Origin of the sequence: Neobacillus vireti, from assembly GCF_036962465.1 — a bacterium.
Taxonomy (GTDB): Bacteria; Bacillota; Bacilli; order Bacillales; family Cytobacillaceae; genus Neobacillus; species Neobacillus vireti_B.
This window is the reverse complement of the sequence record NZ_JBALNF010000015.1, coordinates 20073-38499: the sequence shown is the minus strand read 5'-3', so window position 1 is coordinate 38499 and position 18427 is coordinate 20073. Positions and strand designations below refer to the sequence as shown.

The following is an 18427-nucleotide window of genomic DNA, read 5'->3' as shown; positions in this document are numbered from 1 at the left end:
TAAGGAAAGCACCTTTTTTATCTGTCACTATGTTTATTAAGAAAAATGGTCCATGACCAGGGATACCAAAAGCCCCAAGGCAGCAATCAATCCAGTAACGGTTCCGCTTTCTTCGTAGGCTTCTGGCATCATGGTGGAAGTAATCATAGCAATAATTCCGCCCCCTGCGAAAGCGGCAATTCCTGCCAAAAGATAGTCAGGTGCGTTTGAAAGAAAAAAGTATCCTCCCCAGGCACTAATGGTAGCAATCACCAAAACAGACAACCACAAAAGAAAAATTTTACTTTTCTTATATCCGCTGTTTTTTAAACCAACGGTACTGGAAAGTCCTTCGGGAATATTACTGAGGAAAATCGCTGCCACTAACAACCAGCTGACAGACTGCTTTTCCAAAAGACTGGCTCCTACCATGATGGATTCGGGTATAGCATCCATCACGGTTCCGATAAAAATGGCAAGCCCTGCCCCTTTGGCTTGCTGATTGGATCTTTTTCGTTGATTCGCCCCTTTTTTCGAAACGAAATAATTTAAGAGCGTAAAAATAACAGCACCCAAAGTAAATCCGATCGCTGTTGCTTTTAAACCTCCATTGTGGAGGGAATCCTCAAGCAGTTCATAGGAAGCTGCACCAATCAATATCCCTGTACCAAAAGCCATTATGTCTCCAATGATCCTTTGCTTAACGGGTAGAAACATCGCAGCAAGGGCACCTAGGAAAACGGCAGAACCAGAAATGGCTCCCCACATCGCAGCATACCACATAGTTACTCCTCCTTCCAAAATAGGTTTCACTTATGTATAAACGTAATCACGAACGGTTAAACCTTGTATCAATTATAGGGGTAATAGAGGGAAGTGATGGAATAATAAAATTTTGATTCAAGAAAAATTCCCTTCTCAAAGGGAAGGGATACAGACTGTGCAGAATATTATTTTATTAATGTTTCTTCTAGCCTTTTAATATTCTGGTGATAAACCTCTGGGGAAGTCCAATCTTTATAAATAGTAGGAATTTCAACTTTATCGTCTTCACTGTTTTCTAAAACGATAGACATCAAATACGTTATATAGGTAATTACTTTTGTAAGGTCTGCTTTTGTTCCAATTGAACCATGTCCTGGTATTGCTGCTTCGATTTCTAGGTTCTTAACCCTGTGTAAAATTTCAATCCATTTTTTAGGATCCGACTCTTCAAAAAACGTTGGGTGACAGTTAACAAATAGCAGGTCTCCCATAAAAATTACTTTGTTATCGGGAATATAAAGCATTGCATCACAGTATGAATGCCCTCCACCCAACGTAAAGAGCTTTGCATTTCGCTTTGTTCCCTGTATATTCAGTTCGTTCATAAATGTTTGACTTGGTAATACTAATTCCAGGTTGGGTAACGAATCTTTTATTTCACTTAAAAAATTAATTTGATTTTGTAACTCCGAGTTAAAGAAATGATCTAATTGATTTTTTAGGGACTCAATATAATTTGATAGTCCCTGTAGGTCATCTTTTTGTTTTTTAATTCTTAAAGGATGAAGCTCTCTTATCTTTGAAAGAGTAGTTTGGCTAGAAATGATGTTACTATCCTTAAAGGTTTGGTTACCTCGAATGTGGTCACCATGCCAATGACTATTAACCACCAATGTGACTTTCTGATTTGTTACCATTTCAGCGGCATATTTTAGATCTTGTGATGCTTGTTGCGTGTTAAACGTATCAAAAACGATAATTTTGTCTCCTAAATCCACAAAGCCTGCATTTGCTACAGCACCTCCACCTGTTTTCGCTAGAGCGGCATAAACACCATCACTAACCTTTTCAAGCTTAAAGTGTTTACTGTAAAATTCCCCATTCATTTGCTTCACCTCTGAGGTTTTGATATATTCTATTAAACTGTAATTTACAGAATATTACTTATATATATTTTATCATAAGATAGAAGATGTTATTTTTATTCAATCGAGAGAATGATGCACATGAAAACGACATTTGGGGAGTGGTTGTGTTGGTGTTTTCTGATTGATTCAATGATGGAAAGGGAAGGGCTTGCAGGGGAAGAAATAGAAAACTGGTTTTTCCTTTTATTTAACGAGAGAAGAAGGGATGGTTTAGGTAAAACAGAGACTTTATTTAGTCTCTGTTTTCTTCTCATCTAATTTTTCCTCTAGATAACTATCTTTCCATTTATATGGAATATCTCCAATTTTGGAGTCAATTCCTTTACGATCAAGCAGTTCCTCGTATTCTTCCTTCTTTTTGGAAGGCAGAACGGTTTTTTGCTGACCTGTTATGTCTGTCGCAGAATAAGTTTCGTAATCCTCCGCATAAGAATCTTCGTTTATACCACGGTTATAAAGTTCATCATAGTTAGTATAATCCCCAACGAGGTCGGCAGGAGTTTCCGAGGTTCCAAACTTGGCCACTTCCTGAAAACTATCTTGTGTATCGATTACACCGTCCTTCGGTTCATGCCTGAAGGAATTAATCTTAGGCGGCTCTATCAGGTCTTCCTCGACTGGACGATAATCTCCACCAGATGTTTCCGGGGAGTGATTGACACAATACAAGGTGGAAGGTATAACTTCCAGCCGCTCGTAGGGAATATCGTTTTCGCAAACCAGACACTTTCCATAGGTTCCATTCTCAATGGCCTCTAGGGCCGTATTTATTTTTCTAAGCTCTTCATCCTGGTGTTGTTTTAAGGCAAAATCTCGTTCACGTTCAAATAATTCTGTCCCCAGATCGGCAGGATGATTGTCATAGGTCGATAATTCATCGACTGTTTCCCGTAAGCTTGTATCCAATTGACGGTTAACATCTATTTGACCTTCAATGGTTTGTTTATCCTCTTCAAGACTATTTTTTAATTGATCAAGCTGGTTTGTAGATAGCATTATCAGTCACATCCTCTTTTATAGTTGCTAGTAATCACTTACGATATACCCTTTTTGTATATTTAAAAACCTGAATATGGAATGAAGGTTGGGCACGGATTCTTAACAGTGAATTTTGCTGCCATTTTTCAAAATTCCGTTTCTCCTCCTCTATAAACGGGTATTTTACTAGAAAGACAAGGTGACATTGAATGCAGTGAAAAGGGAGATCCATTCATAGGATGAGAAAGCCTTTAGACGGAACAGTTTACTCATAGTCATCTTGCTAAAGTGTATGTTTTGACCAATGGTACCTATTTCTAATTTGAATGGAGTAAAAGCCAGGAAGGAAATCTTCATAACTTCAACTCATAAGGAGGAGAGCACTATGTTAAATTTTTTTATTGGGTTCATCCGAGGAATCACGATGATGGCTCCGTTTTGGTTTATGATTTATGTTGGTTTATCAGGGAAAAATGGGAGCGCTTAATATAGATTCACAGGAAGTTTTTAAAGAGCAGGTTCTGAAACCTTAATGGGATAATGATGTTTTCAATAAAGTCATAAAAAATCAGGCGGAAATCCTGATTTTTTTTCTTATGTTGTCCACACCTTGTTATAAACCCCATCATATTTTATCTAAAAGAGGACGAAGGGAAGAAGAGTGAGATCGTTGGGGGAAGAGAAAAGAGTTAGAAAGGAACCAAATGGAGAATTAGATCGGTTTTCGCAATTAATGTTTGGAGCCAATCGGCGAAGAGAGGGAAACAAAAAGGACGAAAGTAGTTCACAAGAAAATCCGAACCGAGGATATAGGCTTGGAGCCCATCAGCACAGAGAAGGACGTAAGAAAAATGAAAGTAGTTCACAAGATATTTCAGAACGTAATTTAATGTTTAGAGCCCACCAGTACAGAGAAGGACGTAAAATGAATGAAAGTAGTTCACAAGATATTCCAGATCGTAAATTAATGTTTGGAGTCCATCAACACAGAGAAGAACATACAAAGAATGAAAGCAGTTCACAAGAATTTCTGGACCAAAAAGCAGCTCCGCCTTTGAATCGCAAATCCAATCACTTTGATAATTGGTTTTTTGCCTCTAGGAGAAATGAAGAAGAGGACAGTTCGCCAACTCCTCAAAATCAACTAGAACAACAAATTGGAAAACTTCTTAATACGGTGGATGTTGGGTTGCTGATGGAGACGGTTGATATGCTCGTCGAAACAACTAAACAATATAAACCATTGCTGAAAGAAATCTCTCCCATGTTTAATAAATTTATAAAAAAGTTCAAATCCAAATAAACGGTCGAACTTCAGTGTGGATTGCGGCGGTCGTTTGGAGATTTCATTTCATTTTCTAATGAAAAGGGGGCATCAAGGATGTGCTCTTTTTTGCTTTTTACTTAATTTTTATTTAGGTCAAGGGCAGAAGATGAATAGTTGGTTGCGTTTTCGAATAAAAATACGAATAATTATAGTATAAAATATTATTATTGTTCGTGTTTTAAAGAAAAATACCACTTGTGTGAAGTGTAATTATAGGTTACTATAATCAAAAGGCAAACGATAAGGGGTTGTACAAGATGTTTGGTTCCCAAACAAAAAAAGTACTGCTGCTCGGTTCCGGCGAGCTTGGTAAAGAAACAATTATCGAGGCTCAGCGTTTAGGACTTGAGACCATAGCAGTAGACAGATATGAAAACGCTCCGGCGATGCAGGTGGCTCACCGTTCCTATGTGGTGGACATGCTCAATGGAGAAGAACTTCGAAGAGTAATAGAACAAGAGAAGCCGGATTTTGTTATTCCTGAAATTGAGGCGATTGCAACAGAAACCTTGATCGATCTTGAAAACGAAGGATTCCGGATAGTACCGACGGCTAAAGCAGTGAACCTGACCATGGATCGGGAAGGAATTCGGCGTTTGGCAAGTGAAGAACTGGGGATTCCTACTGCAAACTATGCTTTTGCAAACACATTAGAGGAATTGAAAACTGCTGTAGAGGAAATCGGGATTCCCTGTGTAATTAAACCAATCATGAGTTCATCTGGAAAAGGGCAAACCGTTTGCCGTTCAATCGAGGATGTAGAATGGTCTTGGCAAGAGGCTATTTCAGGTGGAAGAGGCAAAAAAACTCGGGTAATTGTCGAGGAATTTATCCATTTTGAATCAGAAATTACCCTGCTAACCGTCCGTTCCACTTCAGGAACAACCTACTGTGCTCCCATCGGACATGTTCAAAAAGATGGGGACTATATTGAATCCTGGCAGCCGCATGACATGTCAATCGAACAAATCGCAGAAGCTGAGGACATCGCAAAAAAAATCACTGATGCGCTTGGAGGATACGGCCTGTTTGGAGTGGAATTATTTCTTTCTTCCAAAGGTGTTTATTTTAGTGAAGTATCGCCCCGGCCACATGATACGGGGATGGTGACAATGGTAACCCAGGACCTATCCGAATTTGCCTTACATATACGAGCGATTTTAGGCTACCCAATTCCATCAGTTCAGCTGCTGAGATCTGGTGCAAGTCATACGATTAAAGCAACGAAGGAAAGTAAGACCTACCAGATAAACGGGATTTCTGAAAGCTTATCCATTCCTGATTCACAGGTTAGGGTGTTTGGAAAACCGGATACAAAAGTAGGAAGACGTATGGCAGTTGTGTTAAGCAATGGAGAAACAGTCGAGGAGGCAAGGCAGCGTGCCGCACTAGCAGCTGACAAAATGATGGTTACTTATGACTAAGTACGAATTAAATTAACTCACAGCAAGAAAAGACAACTCGAAAAGGGGACTTAAAGGATGCAAACAAAAAATCGTTGGTTGATTGCTCTTTCAGCCGTTGGAATTCATATTTCCATTGGTTCAGTTTACGCCTGGAGTGTTTTTACCAAACCACTGCAGGAACAGATGGGGTGGGGATTGAAGCAAATTTCGTTTACGTTTAGCTTAGCGATTCTATTTTTAGGTTTATCAGCCGCTTTTTTAGGGCACTTTGTCGAAAAATTTGGGCCGAGAGCAGCAGGTACACTTAGCGCTCTGTTTTTTGGAGTGGGAATTGCTGGGGCGGGTCTCGCCATTCATTTAGAATCCTTGCTATTACTCTACTTATTTTATGGTTTGATTGCAGGAATTGGCTTGGGGGTTGGTTACATCACCCCTGTTTCTACGCTGGTAAAGTGGTTCCCTGACAGGAGAGGTCTTGCAACTGGACTGGCCATCATGGGATTTGGCTTTGCTTCCTTGATAAGCAGCCCGATTATGAATCATTTAATTGAAGCGTACGGTATTTCAAACACTTTCTATATTCTTGGATTGGCTTACTTCGTAGTTATCTTTTGTTCTGCGCAGTATCTTGCTCCGCCGAAAGAAGGGTGGGTCCCTAAAGGACTAGAAGCCGCTGTCCAAAAGTCCGGTGCTATGAAACTAAACCGTGACCTTCGTCAGTTAACCGCCAATGAAGCAGTCAGAACAAGACCGTTTTGGGCCTTATGGATAATGCTGTTTATCAATATTACTTGTGGAATCGCGATCCTCTCAGTTGCGTCTCCAATGGCTCAAGAGTTAGTGGGGATGTCGGCTGCGGGAGCCGCGGCAATGGTTGGAATCATGGGATTATTTAACGGATCAGGGAGAATTGTGTGGGCCACCATTTCTGATTACATTGGAAGGCCAAATGTGTACACACTATTTTTTGCTTTTCAAATTGTCGCCTTCTTTATGCTGCCAAACATAACAGTTGGAATTCTTTTTTCGATCATTGTTTATATGATCATGACCTGTTATGGAGGAGGCTTTTCCTCAATACCAGCCTACATCGGTGATTTATTTGGAACAAAGCAGCTTGGGGCTATTCATGGCTACATTTTGACAGCATGGGCTGCAGCCGGTTTAGTCGGACCAATCTTTGTAGCCTGGGTCAGGGAGACCACTGGAAGCTATCAAGGGACGTTGGTTATTTTTTCAGGGATATTTATCATCGCTCTAGCTGTATCACTTCTCATCCGTCTCGATATTAAAAAATTAAGGATGAACAGCGAAAATCGCATCGTCAAAAATGCAGGGAATTTTTAACGTTTAAATCGATTTTTCAGGTAATCACAAAAAAAATTGCACATTAAACAAGGGACCACACCAGTATATTTACAAATGGTGTGGTCCCTTTTTATTTTTCTATAACATGACTCTGGTAACAATTGAGTACCCCGAATATCATGCTCCCTATCCGCTATATACGGAATCACATGTTCCAGCTTTTGGTTCATAATAACAATGGTTTTTAAATTGACCAGATTGTGGTTGACCGTACCAGGTGGGAGGACATGGGGCATGTGGATTAAAATACCAAAGGGCATATTTCCCTGGGTGTTGTCGCCAATAATCCAAATTTTGTTTGGCTAATCTTCTTTCAGACGTTCTGGCTCTTTGATAAAATACATTTCCTTTTTGAACAGCTTCAAAGGAAAAATTTCCTCCTTGTACTTGGAAAATAACTTGGTTAATAGAACGTAAACCTTTAAAGTCTAAACAATTAGCTACAAGGCGATTTACAATTACATTTCCAACATATAACATCCCTAATTTTCCTTCACCTTCGGCTTCTGCTCTCATCATCCTTGCCATTAAGGCAACGTCCGCTGTTCGATAGTTTACTCTTGGCATTTTTTCACCTCCAAATTATAAATATGAAAAAAAGCCTACATAGATGTAGACTTTTTTAAAATAAAATCACCTTATGATGTTACGTTAAAAAGACAAGAAAACAAGATGAACTCGTAAAGAGATCATCTTGTTAAATAGTTCTTATTTCGCAGGTAATTTAGTGATATCTAAATCGTGATGTAATTTTTCAGATGGTATACTTGGATTAGGTACTTGGCCTTTGGCAATTGGCTCTTCAATAAACACAAAGTCTCCCGACCCATCAGGTGCACTTCCTGTTGCCCAAAGACCTTCAGAGGATTCACTGCCTTCTGAAAGATTCCAAAATTCATAGGCTTGAGGCTGGGATTCCTGTTCAGCTTCAGCAGGGAAGGAAGCGGGAACTACCACACCGTTTTTCTCTTCAAGCTCTGCAATGGCCGCCATCCACTGGTATTGGTGGTAACGGTCACGGGCAAGCATTTTGCGGAATGTTGCACGGACACCTTCATCGGTTGTCATATGGTACAGACGAGCTACTTGAAGTCTACCCTGGCTTTCAGCGTGTAAATTTGAACGCATATCTGCTAATAAATTTCCACTTGCAACAATGTAGGCACCGTTCCAAGGTACTCCATTTGCATTAGTGGGCAATCCGCCTAGACCGCTAACGAGTAAATGCTGGGGATTAATCCCGCCCATGATTGCAGCAATAGCAGGGTCCTTTGCCGCTTCAGCCTGATCTTCTGGAGACGCACCATCCAGTAATTGACTGATTAGAGAGCATAGCATTTCAACATGTCCTATTTCCTCTGTGCCAATATCCATCAACATGTCCTTATACTTTTCTTCACCGCGACAATTAAATCCTTGAAAGAGATACTGCATCATGACGGTCATTTCTCCAAATTGACCACCAAGTACTTCCTGTACTTGTCGGGCGAGCATTGGATCTGGTCGGTCTACTTTTACCTCAAACTGTAATTGCTTTTGGTGTCGAAACATAAAATCCTCCTTTATCCATTAAAATTCTATACTTTAGTACCCGTCAATCTTTACGATTAATCATTTTTTTACAACAAAACAACCAGGAAACGGTGAAATTTTCAGTGGTATTCCTTTGTTTGTCACACAATAAAGAAGAACCATTTGGAAAGGGGACGGGGTCTGGTTATCTTCTTCAGAAAATAGGGAGTGAAAAGTATAACGGGTTCCGTTTCCTGTCGCAAAACCCGAATATGTAATCGAAATTGTAACCAAAATTGTACCGTGATTTGTAATTATTTTGTAATTAAAATAAAATGGCCCTGTCCGCTATACTGTGCCATTCTTATATCCGATAGCTTAAGGGTATTTATTCAACTACCCTTCTTTGTTAGCTCAATAAAAAAAGGCTGCTTTTTTGGCAGCCAGATCTTTAAGGAAAGCACCCGTAAGCATAAAAAATAGATTAATTATTTATGCATGAAACTTAATATTTCTTATAAGTATTTCTCAGGCTCTACAATCCTTGGAAGATGCCCATTATTTTTGAAAATAACGTTCTGTCTATTTTTCCATTTCATAACTCTAGCTTTTGCTTTGAGCAAAATGGCAGGATCATAGTGACCATGTAATAGTAAAGATTTTTTTGAATCATAGGTAATAGACCCAGTATTGATTGGCATATCAATACTTCCCGGAAGAACTTAGTGTGTTCTTGTGTTCTTACCCACATGTTACTACGCTACCCCTAACTTAATCATTGTTGGGAACCATGTGAAACGTAAAATGGTGGTACTTTAATCCATCCGCGTTTGCGCATTAAATGTTTTAATCTAGTCGCGAAAGCAAATTTTTCTGCTTGAAATTGAATAAACATTAAACCGACATCTGTACGAATTGATTCGGAAGCAGCACCAGCAGCACGCATAATTAAACTTACGATTTTTAAAGATAATTCGTTTGCAATCACATCATCCGTTAATTTAACACCAAGAGGAATACTATTAGGGTCTGATTTTGGCATATCTTCAGGGGCAGGAGGTAACGAAATTCCTTCCTTAATCATGAAATCATGAAGTCTTTCCCTTTGACTGGTCCCTAGTCTCATATCTTCTTCAAGTATTGCTTTTAGTTCATCATCCATCGTGGTATTTATACCTGCTTGAACAGTTACTTTGGCTAATTCAAGTCCAGCTAAGTAAATCCAGCATGCCATCACTTCTCCGACATGAAGAGGTTGGTCTTCGTTTTGGTCTTGAACTGTCAGTGATTTCATGGCATCCATGATTGTTTCCATTATATTTACCATGCGACTCCCTCCTAATCTGGTAGTAGACTATACATATTCTTTGTATGAAAAGACTTTTTATTCAGGAGGTATCGCCAACATTTCGGAAATTTTGTACGCTAAGCAAATTACAATTTAAAAAAGTCATAATAAAAACCTCTAAATAGCGTATGATTCATAAGATTTAAGAAGATAACGTTCGATAAACTCAGCTAATCCATCATTTTCGTGGTGTCCTGTAACAAAATCAGCTGCTGCTTTAACCTTTTCGCTAGCATTCCCCATCGCCACACCAGTACCGACAGACCTAAGCATCTCTATATCATTGGGTCCATCTCCAATAGCTACGACTTCATTTGGGCTAATTCGAAATTCGGTAAGCAGGCTCTTAATAGCAGACCATTTGGAAACATGAGGAGCAACCAACTCAAACCCGTCTTCCCAATCGATGACTTCAGCTTCATTCTTAAACAAGGCAGAAAATTTCGGACTAGGTGCACCTGTGCGAACACTATATTTAAGAACATCCCGATAGTTTGCCAGTCTTAAATCTCCAAAATATCGTGGCGGAATTAGCCCGATTTTTGTCCAATAATCGATTTCTTCACTCGTTTCCTTACAATATAGCCCATTTGCTGTATGGATAATAACATTACAAGGTTTTTCAGCAGTCAGATGGTGGAATCGTTCTTCACTCAGTTGGACGGTCTTCATTTGTATAGCTCTTCCTGTCTCTGCATCGTGAATAGCAGCACCATTCAAACAGATCATGGGAGTGGATAATCCAATTTCTTTGTGGTAGGGAGCGGTTACTTCATAGTGTCGACCAGTAGCTAGAAAAACCTTGATTCCCTGATTCATGAGCCTAATTATGGCTTCTCTATTACGATTGGAAATGCTGTTTGAGGCTTTTAACAGTGTACCATCCATATCAATAAATATTGCACGCACATTCATTTATTCTGCCTCCTCATTCGTGGTAAACCAATCATATCATGTGAATATTAAGCCCGTGTAAACTCTGTGTACAGACAGAATAAAGTTTATTGGAAATCGTGAGACGGTTCTATGCAAATACTTAGAAAGCAATAGTGATTTTTATTGAGGTAAAGCGAATGAGTCCGTGTCCTCAACTGGAGCTGCTACCCCTATTCAAATTTTGTAGAGTGTTATGAATTTGGTTTGCTTGGGTTATTTGGTATCATCTATATGAAACACTGTAATTTAATACGTTAAGAGGAAGAAGGGATGGTGTATGATGGAAAAACAGCTTCCGCCTGGCCAATTTGAAACAGAAAAATGGCCCATACTTCATAAAGGGGACGTTCCCGAGTTCAATAAAACCACTTGGAATTTCAAACTCTTTGGTGAGGTAAAAGAAGAAAAAATTTTATCCTATAAGGAATTTATGGAGCTTCCGAAAACCATTTCTACCGTTAATATGCATTGTGTAACCACCTGGTCTAAATTTGATACAACCTTTGAAGGAATTGCCCTTAGAGAGTTATTAAAGTTTGTTGAACTAAAGGAAGAGGTAAAATACATTAAAATTTATGGTTACTATAATCGGGAGAGATTTGGATATTCTGCCAACCTGCCGCTTGAGCCTTTATTAGGGGACGATTCTTTGTTTGTTTACCGGTGGAAGGATCAAAATCATGATTGGCAGGATATCGATCCAAAACATGGTTATCCACTAAGGTTTATTCCACCGGAAGTATTTTACCTATGGAAAGGCACCAAGTGGGTGTCTGGGATTGAGTTTATGACAGAAGATCAAGCAGGATTTTGGGAAGAGTTCGGCTATTCGATGACTGCAAATCCATTTAAAGAAGAACGGTACCGTTAGTACCGTTCCTCTAAATCGAGTTACTGGTCTTTCTTAAATAACATGCAAGCTGCAGTTTCAGAATGTCTTCTGTATCTGTCAGAGAAATATGAAGGATGTCTTCTATTTTTTTAAGCCTTTTATATAAAGTATTAACGTGAATGTGTAATAATTGTGCGGTCTTTCCTGGTGCTCGGTCATGTTCCATATAGATAAGCAGCGTTTCTTCGAGCATTAAGCTTTTATCATTTTCTGATTGAAGTGGAAGGAAGACCTCATTAATGAATGCATTTAATTCTTCGTTCGGATGATTAATAAAAAGCCGATTAATTCCAATTTCGTCATAGTTCATGATTCCCGTCTTTCTTTTCGAAACTAGATACGTTATGGCCTTGTCGGCTTCTATATAGCTTTTTTGTATAGATTCAAGCTCTTGATAAGAGGAACCTACTCCAATTTTTAAGTCTCCTTTATATAAGTACTTCCAGCTCGTTTGAATCGTTTTAAGATTATTTAATAAATACTTTTTCTCGCTTTGACTGGAAAATTGACAAAGCATCGTAATTTTGTTCCGATATCCGAAAACAATAGGGGTATAGGAATGAAAATGTTGATTAATTAGTGAAATAAGTTTATGAATCTGGATATTGGTCAATTGGATATCCAAGTGAGAAGGTATATTAATCAAAATAACTAGATTATTGGATGTGACATCCATTCCTAGTTCAACTGCTTTTTGTGTTAGTAAATAATTATCTTTACATTCTAGGAAATCATGAAATAAATCATGGGTTTTTTGATAAAACGATTCAGTGAGTTTGTGTCTTCTGATCATTTCTAATGCAATGATCGAGCTAGCTTGTTCTAAAATCATTTTATCTAAGGGCAATAGAATACCATCATTTATTTCCACAATGATTAAACCAAAAGGTACATCGATCGCTAGAATGGGATAAATGTATAAAAGCTTTTCATGTCCTGGAACTTGTAAAGAATGAAAAGATGGTTCTTGACAGTAGGTGATGAGTTTCTTTAACTCGTTAGGAAACTCTGATAACCATTCACCAGGACTTGAAAACACTTGGTCCTCGGAAAAATCAAAGATGATTAATGGTTTGTGGATTAGTTTATTTAATTCGTTTACGATGAATTTCAATCCTTTGCTTTGAAGGGATAGTTTAATAAAGGTGTCGTGAATTTCATCACGTTGTATCAGTAACTGATTATGTAACTTGAGATCGTGGAATAATTTTGAATTTTTTAGAGCAATGGAAACTTGGTCAGAGAAACTTTCTAGCAACCGCTGGTCCTCTTTTGTTAAAAGGGACGTGTGACCATTCTGATAAACAATCAATACACATAAGGTATGTTCTTCTACCTTTATTGGCACCGAAATAATCGATTGCAATGACTCAAATTGAAAGGAATTAAGTAGATGCTGGGTATTTTCAGATGACATCGTTGCTGATTCTCTAATAATATCACCCATCGAAGTCAATCTGATCGATTGATTGGTCTGAAACGTTTTTCCGATGATGCCTTCCCCAATGTTCATCTTCATATTTTTAATTTCTTCACTCGGTCCACCTGTCCATGCCTTAGGAAGTAGTTTGCCTATATCACCGTCATACATCCAAAGGACCCCCATATCCGCACTGGGAATAACGGATAGAGCATTTTCAAGGATTTTCGTTAGCAGAAAGTCTATATCTTCTAAAACAGATATATCACGTATACTCTCTATTAGTTTGTTCCGGATATGTTTCTCTCTTTCTAACATCAATTGTAAATAATAAAGATCCACGAGTAATGTAAGGTGTTCCTGGTTACAGCTTTCCGACCTTTTGACTCCTGCTGTTCTTAGGACAAAGGTCGAGTGACTAGGGTAATAGAAATGGATTTCATTGTAATCCGAAAAAGCCATGGTGATATTTTTTCTCAGAGTCTTTGGAGAAGGGGTCTTATCATGAAATTGATGAGAGGAAACAAGAGAAAAATCCATTCCATTAATACTCTCCCATAACTGATAACTAGGAAGGCAACATTGTTCTCTCAAATACTGCTCGATTTTCATTCGTGCGTTCATATGGATCCCTCCTATTAAGAGTGTATATAACTACATTAATTTTACATGAATGGTGTAGATTTGAACATTGTTTAAATAGTCAGAATTTTTTATATTTAGAATAACATCACATTACTTAATTTGATAGGGGGTAGGTATATGGTAACGAGAGTACAGCAAAATTGGAAGTATATTATTATCACCATGCTTTTTCTAGGATGGTCATTAGGGAATTTTGATCGCTTTATTATTAATTATGCTATTTTAGGTATTTCAAAGGATTTACACTTTAGTGCATCTGAGACAGGAATTGTATTAAGTAGTTTCTTTGCTGGGTATGCCATCATGCAGATTCCAGGCGGTTGGCTGGCAGATCGATTCGGTTTCCGGAAAATCATTATTACCGCCTTACTGGCATGGTCCATCTTTACCGTCTTAACAGGTTTTGCATGGTCCTTATTATCGATGATTCTCATCCGCTTTCTGTTTGGAATTGGGGAAGGAAGTTTCTTTCCTTCAGCGTCAAAAGGAATAGCTGGTTGGTTTCCAATCAATGAGAGGAGCCGTGCCATGTCTATTATGCTCTCTTCTGGAACCATCATGGGGGTTTTGACCCCAATTGCAGGAACGCATCTCATACAAGGCATTGGGTGGAGAGGTATATTTCACTCAGTCGGTGTAATAGGAATTGTCATTACCCTATTGTTTGTTTTCTTTCTTAAGGAACAAACAAGGACTAGTGTTGAGGGAGGGAAAACCTCTAGTAAAAAGAAACAGCCTTTAAAAGATGTATTGAAGACACCGATGATCTGGAATTTGTTTATTGCTTATTTTAGTATTTATGCAGTGAACTGGGGATTAACTTCATGGATGCCAACATATTTAGTGAAGGTAAAAGGGCTCGATTTAACATCTGTTGGTTACGTATCTGCTATTCCTCCGCTCGCAGGTGTTTTAGCGATGTTTTTAAGTGGATATGTCTTAGATAAATTACCTGAGGGGAAGGACAAGCTTTTGGCAGCCGTTTTTGCGGTAATTTCGGCGGGTTCACTCCTCCTCATGGCTTTTGCGCCTAACATTACGATGTTTGTAATCTATCAAAGTATCATTACTGTCTTATTCTCATTTAATATTATTTTGATTACCACTGTCCCTTTGAAGATTCTCCCAGAAGCAGTGGTGGGGACGGCAAATGGTTTTATTAATACCGGTGCGCAGTTTGCAGGTGTCCTAACACCAATGTTGATTGGGTTTTTAGTGGATGCCTTTAATGGTTCATACAATGCAGCATTTATTATGCTGGTTATCTTTGCTCTTTTATGTGCAGGTTCATTATTTACAATTCGACCAAAAAAACAAATTGAGTTAACTAGTCAACATGTAGGATAGGAGATGGATAAGTTGAATTTAACAGAAAAAATATCAAAAATAATTGAGAGTAAACGTTCTTTGTTTACAAATGTAAGTGATCAAATCTGGGAATTTGCAGAAACACGGTTTGAAGAATTTCATTCGGCTGATTTACTTTGTCAAACATTAACAAGTGAAGGGTTCTCGATAACCAGAGGCGTGGCGGGGTTAGAAACCGGTTTTATCGGTTCATTTGGCAAGGGGCACCCTATCATAGCGGTACTTGGTGAATTTGATGCGTTAGCGGGGCTGAGTCAGGAAGCAGGCAGCATAAGTTTTAACCCTATTTCGGTTAAAGGAAATGGCCATGGATGTGGTCATAATCTGTTGGGGGTTGGTGCACTTTCCGCAGCAATCGCCATTAAAGAATATATGGATGAGAATCAAATGGCAGGAACAGTAAGATATTATGGATGCCCTGCAGAAGAAAGCGGCTATGGCAAAACGTTTATGGCAAGGGACGGACTGTTTAAGGACGTGGATGTGGCTTTCTCATGGCATCCGGCAACAATGAACGCTGTCATGCATTCTACCTCAAACGCCGTCATTCATGTGGACTTTAAATTTTCGGGCAGAAGTGCCCACGCTGGTGCGGCTCCACACTTGGGCAGAAGTGCCCTCGATGCCGTTGAACTGATGAATGTGGGTGTCAATTATATGCGAGAACATATGGTTGATGAGGCCCGCATCCATTATGCTGTAACCAATACAGGCGGGCTAGCACCGAATGTGGTGCAATCTGAGGCAGAGGTGACCTATTTAATTCGAGCACCCAAGCCCAATCAGGTAAGAGATTTATTTGATCGAGTGGTAGATTGCGCGCGTGGTGCAGCACTGATGACACAAACGAAAATGGAGCACAGTATACAGGGATCCTGTCATAATTTAATTCCAAACCTGACACTTGAAAAAGTAATGCATCAACATATGCAAGAGTTAGGTTTTCCAAGTGTAACAGATTCGAGTATCGATTTTGCACAAGAGATGTATGCCACTTTGACAGAGGAAGAGAAACAAAGTGCTGCAGCGACTGTCGGTAAAGACATGGCCAGGAGGCTGGCTGAACGACCTATTGCTGATTTTGTTGTTCCATTTTCCGACAAAGTAAGTTTTATGAGTGGCTCAACGGATGTGGCTGACGTCAGCTGGAATGTTCCCACTGCACAATGTGTCACGTCAACTTGGGCGTTTGGTACCCCGTTTCATACATGGCAGGTTGTCGCACAAGGCAAAGAAGAGTATGCACACGAAGCGATGTTACTCGCAGGAAAAGCGATCGCTTGTACAGCTATTTCTGCACTCAAGAATCCCGAATTAATAGAAAACGCCAAAAGAGAATTAAATGAAACGCTCGATGGTGAAACCTATGAATCACTAATTCCTGCAGGTTTGATGCCTCCGAAATTGATGGTAGCAAGCAAATAATCATTTCGTATAAATGATGAATTCCATTACTTTTGCCCTTCTACTATAAAGGTGGAAGGGCAAAGTATTTATAAGGAATAATAGTAGTGACTACAAGGAAAGGAGTACGTTATATGTCCTTTACTTCTTTAAAAGAATTAATTGAACTGGCGGAAAAAGGGAACACAACCATCGCTCAGATCATGTTAAAAACAGAAGAAGAACAAAAGGGAATCCCTAAGTATCAATTATTGGAAAAAATGTCGGAGCAATTAGGTGTAATGGAGGACGCGGTACGAAAAGGGACAGAAAGTCCTGTGATGTCTCGGACCGGCTTGACAGGCGGGGATGGATATCGTGTGAAACTCTATGCAAAAAAAGGGAGGTCGTTTATCGCCCCCAAAACATTAGATACCCTTTCCTACGCGCTGAGCGTGTCTGAAGTCAATGCAGCCATGGGGCGGATTGTGGCAACACCTACAGCAGGTTCAGCTGGCATATTACCGGCTGTTCTTATTCATGCTCTGGAAAGTGGCAGATTTAAACGTAATGAAATTGTTCTTTCTATGTTCACAGCTTCTGCCCTTGGATTAGTCATTGCCAATAAAGCATCCATATCTGGAGCCGCAGGCGGATGTCAGGCAGAAGTGGGATCGGCAACAGCGATGGCAGCAGGTACGTTGGTTGAATTAGCAGGGGGAACGCCATCACAGGTCGGAAATGCGGTGGGGATCGCATTAAAGAATTCACTAGGGTTGGTTTGCGATCCTGTCGCAGGACTAGTAGAAATACCTTGCATTATCAGAAATGGACTACATGCGATCACGGCCCAAGCGGCAGCGGATATAGCATTAGCAGGCGTCAATAGTGTGATTCCACCCGATGAAGTGATTAATGTGATGCATGAAGTAGGACAACAAATGCCTGAATCATTAAGGGAAACGGGAATAGGAGGCTTGGCCGGAACACCAACTGGCAAGCAAATCATGGGACAAGTATTTAACAAAAAAGCTGAAAGCCAGCCGGCAAAATATCAGAGTGCATATGAAATCATTGGCCCGATTATGGTCGGTCCCTCTAGTTCACATACAGCAGGCGCCGTTCGCATCGGCAGTATTGCCAACCAGTTATTAAATGAAAAACCTGTTCATGTGAAGTTCTCCTTAATGGGCTCATTTGCAGAAACCTATGAAGGTCATGGCACCGATGTAGCTTTATTAGCAGGGGTACTCGGGTTGGCAACGAGTGATGAAAATGTCCCCTATGCAAAACAGTTGGCGGATCAAAATGATTTATCTTACGAATTTACCAAAAGAATACTAGGAAGTTACCATCCCAATACGGTTCTCATTGAATTGGAAGGAGAAACGAGAAGGATTAAAATATTGGCGAGTTCATTAGGTGGTGGAAAAGTCGAGGTTCAAGAATTGGATGATTACCCGTTAAAATTCTCGGGTGAGCGGCCGACACTTGTGATCCGTCATATCGACAAACAAGGATTTCTAGCGGAATTATCAAATATTCTTAATAAGCATGGGTATAACATTGCCCGCCTGGGACTAGAACGGGCTAAAAAAGGCGGACCAGCGGTTACCATTTGCGAGGTGGATGAAAAATCCGTTACCACTATCATTCCAATTTTGAAAAAAGAACTCGCAATCTTAGAAGATATTCTACTCGTCCATTTACCATAAGAAGATAAAGGTACATTCATTGAGGTTCAAGCTGCATTGGCAGCTTTTTGTTTTGATTTAAGGATATTTTCGCATAATTGTTGTTTTTCGTAATGCTTCATGGCATCTTTTCGTAAGATAAGAACGTTTGCGAAAATTGCCCTGAAACTTAGTAAAAGGTGCTTAATCAGGTTCAAAAGCAACAAAGCTTAAATTGTTTCAGAGCTAATTGTAGGTATTCTTCCTACTTTTTGTATA

The 18427-nt window shown here is 39.5% G+C and carries 16 protein-coding genes; 7 read left to right on the top strand and 9 right to left on the bottom strand.

Features of this window, described 5'->3' with window-relative positions:
* Positions 1-36: 36 nt before the first annotated feature.
* The 3 genes from V7077_RS06765 to V7077_RS06755 all read right to left on the bottom strand — a co-directional run bounded on the left by V7077_RS06765 (position 37) and on the right by V7077_RS06755 (position 2888).
* On the bottom strand, positions 37-762 hold the full coding sequence (locus V7077_RS06765; protein WP_335499700.1) for a ZIP family metal transporter: 726 nt from the start codon (positions 760-762) through the stop codon (positions 37-39).
* Positions 763-929: 167 nt separating this feature from the next.
* Positions 930-1850: an MBL fold metallo-hydrolase gene (locus tag V7077_RS06760; RefSeq protein ID WP_335499698.1), complete on the bottom strand. Its 921-nt coding sequence runs from the start codon at positions 1848-1850 to the stop codon at positions 930-932.
* 270 nt (positions 1851-2120) lie between these two features.
* Complete coding sequence (locus tag V7077_RS06755; RefSeq protein ID WP_335499694.1) at positions 2121-2888, bottom strand: TraR/DksA C4-type zinc finger protein; 768 nt, start codon at positions 2886-2888, stop codon at positions 2121-2123.
* A 652-nt stretch (positions 2889-3540) separates the two neighbouring features.
* On the opposite strand from V7077_RS06755, the gene V7077_RS06750 reads away from it, so the two are divergent.
* From V7077_RS06750 to V7077_RS06740, 3 genes are all read left to right on the top strand, one after another.
* Positions 3541-4173, top strand: a complete 633-nt coding sequence (locus tag V7077_RS06750; protein ID WP_335499691.1) for a hypothetical protein — start codon at positions 3541-3543, stop codon at positions 4171-4173.
* 281 nt (positions 4174-4454) lie between these two features.
* Positions 4455-5621: a formate-dependent phosphoribosylglycinamide formyltransferase gene (gene purT, locus V7077_RS06745; RefSeq protein WP_335499689.1), complete on the top strand. Its 1167-nt coding sequence runs from the start codon at positions 4455-4457 to the stop codon at positions 5619-5621.
* Positions 5622-5678: 57 nt separating this feature from the next.
* A complete protein-coding gene (locus V7077_RS06740) occupies positions 5679-6950 on the top strand; it encodes an L-lactate MFS transporter (protein WP_335499687.1) in 1272 nt (423 codons plus the stop codon).
* A gap of 147 nt (positions 6951-7097) precedes the next feature.
* Here V7077_RS06740 and V7077_RS06735 read toward each other — a convergent pair whose 3' ends face one another.
* The 5 genes from V7077_RS06735 to V7077_RS06715 all read right to left on the bottom strand — a co-directional run bounded on the left by V7077_RS06735 (position 7098) and on the right by V7077_RS06715 (position 10746).
* A complete protein-coding gene (locus V7077_RS06735; RefSeq protein WP_335499685.1) occupies positions 7098-7538 on the bottom strand; it encodes a cell wall hydrolase in 441 nt (146 codons plus the stop codon).
* Positions 7539-7679: 141 nt separating this feature from the next.
* Positions 7680-8522 carry a manganese catalase family protein gene (locus V7077_RS06730; protein WP_335499683.1) on the bottom strand — a complete coding sequence of 281 codons (843 nt, stop codon included), beginning with the start codon at positions 8520-8522 and terminating at the stop codon, positions 7680-7682.
* A gap of 476 nt (positions 8523-8998) precedes the next feature.
* Positions 8999-9184 (bottom strand): hypothetical protein, encoded by a 186-nt coding sequence (locus V7077_RS06725; RefSeq protein ID WP_335499680.1) that lies wholly within the window; start codon positions 9182-9184, stop codon positions 8999-9001.
* A gap of 74 nt (positions 9185-9258) precedes the next feature.
* Positions 9259-9810, bottom strand: a complete 552-nt coding sequence (locus V7077_RS06720; protein WP_335499678.1) for a DUF3231 family protein — start codon at positions 9808-9810, stop codon at positions 9259-9261.
* A gap of 138 nt (positions 9811-9948) precedes the next feature.
* Positions 9949-10746 (bottom strand): HAD family hydrolase, encoded by a 798-nt coding sequence (locus V7077_RS06715; RefSeq protein WP_335499676.1) that lies wholly within the window; start codon positions 10744-10746, stop codon positions 9949-9951.
* Between the two features lie 301 nt (positions 10747-11047).
* Between V7077_RS06715 and V7077_RS06710 the strand changes: the two genes are divergently transcribed.
* Positions 11048-11638, top strand: coding sequence for a molybdopterin-dependent oxidoreductase (locus tag V7077_RS06710; protein ID WP_335499755.1), 591 nt, complete (start codon positions 11048-11050; stop codon positions 11636-11638).
* Positions 11639-11648: 10 nt separating this feature from the next.
* Here V7077_RS06710 and V7077_RS06705 read toward each other — a convergent pair whose 3' ends face one another.
* Complete coding sequence (locus V7077_RS06705; protein WP_335499674.1) at positions 11649-13703, bottom strand: helix-turn-helix domain-containing protein; 2055 nt, start codon at positions 13701-13703, stop codon at positions 11649-11651.
* Between the two features lie 138 nt (positions 13704-13841).
* Here V7077_RS06705 and V7077_RS06700 point away from each other — a divergent pair, with 138 nt between their 5' ends.
* The 3 genes from V7077_RS06700 to sdaAA all read left to right on the top strand — a co-directional run bounded on the left by V7077_RS06700 (position 13842) and on the right by sdaAA (position 18190).
* Entirely contained in the window at positions 13842-15071 is a 1230-nt protein-coding gene (locus tag V7077_RS06700) for an MFS transporter (protein ID WP_335499672.1), read from the top strand.
* Positions 15072-15083: 12 nt separating this feature from the next.
* The gene (locus V7077_RS06695) at positions 15084-16517 is read left to right on the top strand and encodes a M20 family metallopeptidase (protein WP_335499670.1); all 1434 of its coding nucleotides are present in this window, start codon (positions 15084-15086) and stop codon (positions 16515-16517) included.
* Positions 16518-16630: 113 nt separating this feature from the next.
* Positions 16631-18190 carry an L-serine ammonia-lyase, iron-sulfur-dependent, subunit alpha gene (gene sdaAA, locus V7077_RS06690; RefSeq protein WP_335499668.1) on the top strand — a complete coding sequence of 520 codons (1560 nt, stop codon included), beginning with the start codon at positions 16631-16633 and terminating at the stop codon, positions 18188-18190.
* The last annotated feature ends 237 nt before the right edge of the window (positions 18191-18427 follow it).

Excerpts from the sequence above, each read along its gene's own strand:
- V7077_RS06765 (WP_335499700.1), bottom strand. The coding sequence starts at position 762 with ATGTGGTATGCTGCGATGTGGGGAGCCATTTCTGGTTCTGCCGTTTTC.
- V7077_RS06760 (WP_335499698.1), bottom strand. The coding sequence starts at position 1,850 with ATGAATGGGGAATTTTACAGTAAACACTTTAAGCTTGAAAAGGTTAGT.
- V7077_RS06755 (WP_335499694.1), bottom strand. The coding sequence starts at position 2,888 with ATGCTATCTACAAACCAGCTTGATCAATTAAAAAATAGTCTTGAAGAG.
- purT (WP_335499689.1), top strand. The coding sequence starts at position 4,455 with ATGTTTGGTTCCCAAACAAAAAAAGTACTGCTGCTCGGTTCCGGCGAG.
- V7077_RS06740 (WP_335499687.1), top strand. The coding sequence starts at position 5,679 with ATGCAAACAAAAAATCGTTGGTTGATTGCTCTTTCAGCCGTTGGAATT.
- V7077_RS06735 (WP_335499685.1), bottom strand. The coding sequence starts at position 7,538 with ATGCCAAGAGTAAACTATCGAACAGCGGACGTTGCCTTAATGGCAAGG.
- V7077_RS06730 (WP_335499683.1), bottom strand. The coding sequence starts at position 8,522 with ATGTTTCGACACCAAAAGCAATTACAGTTTGAGGTAAAAGTAGACCGA.
- V7077_RS06725 (WP_335499680.1), bottom strand. The coding sequence starts at position 9,184 with ATGCCAATCAATACTGGGTCTATTACCTATGATTCAAAAAAATCTTTA.
- V7077_RS06720 (WP_335499678.1), bottom strand. The coding sequence starts at position 9,810 with ATGGTAAATATAATGGAAACAATCATGGATGCCATGAAATCACTGACA.
- V7077_RS06715 (WP_335499676.1), bottom strand. The coding sequence starts at position 10,746 with ATGAATGTGCGTGCAATATTTATTGATATGGATGGTACACTGTTAAAA.
- V7077_RS06710 (WP_335499755.1), top strand. The coding sequence starts at position 11,048 with ATGGAAAAACAGCTTCCGCCTGGCCAATTTGAAACAGAAAAATGGCCC.
- V7077_RS06705 (WP_335499674.1), bottom strand. The coding sequence starts at position 13,703 with ATGAACGCACGAATGAAAATCGAGCAGTATTTGAGAGAACAATGTTGC.
- V7077_RS06700 (WP_335499672.1), top strand. The coding sequence starts at position 13,842 with ATGGTAACGAGAGTACAGCAAAATTGGAAGTATATTATTATCACCATG.
- sdaAA (WP_335499668.1), top strand. The coding sequence starts at position 16,631 with ATGTCCTTTACTTCTTTAAAAGAATTAATTGAACTGGCGGAAAAAGGG.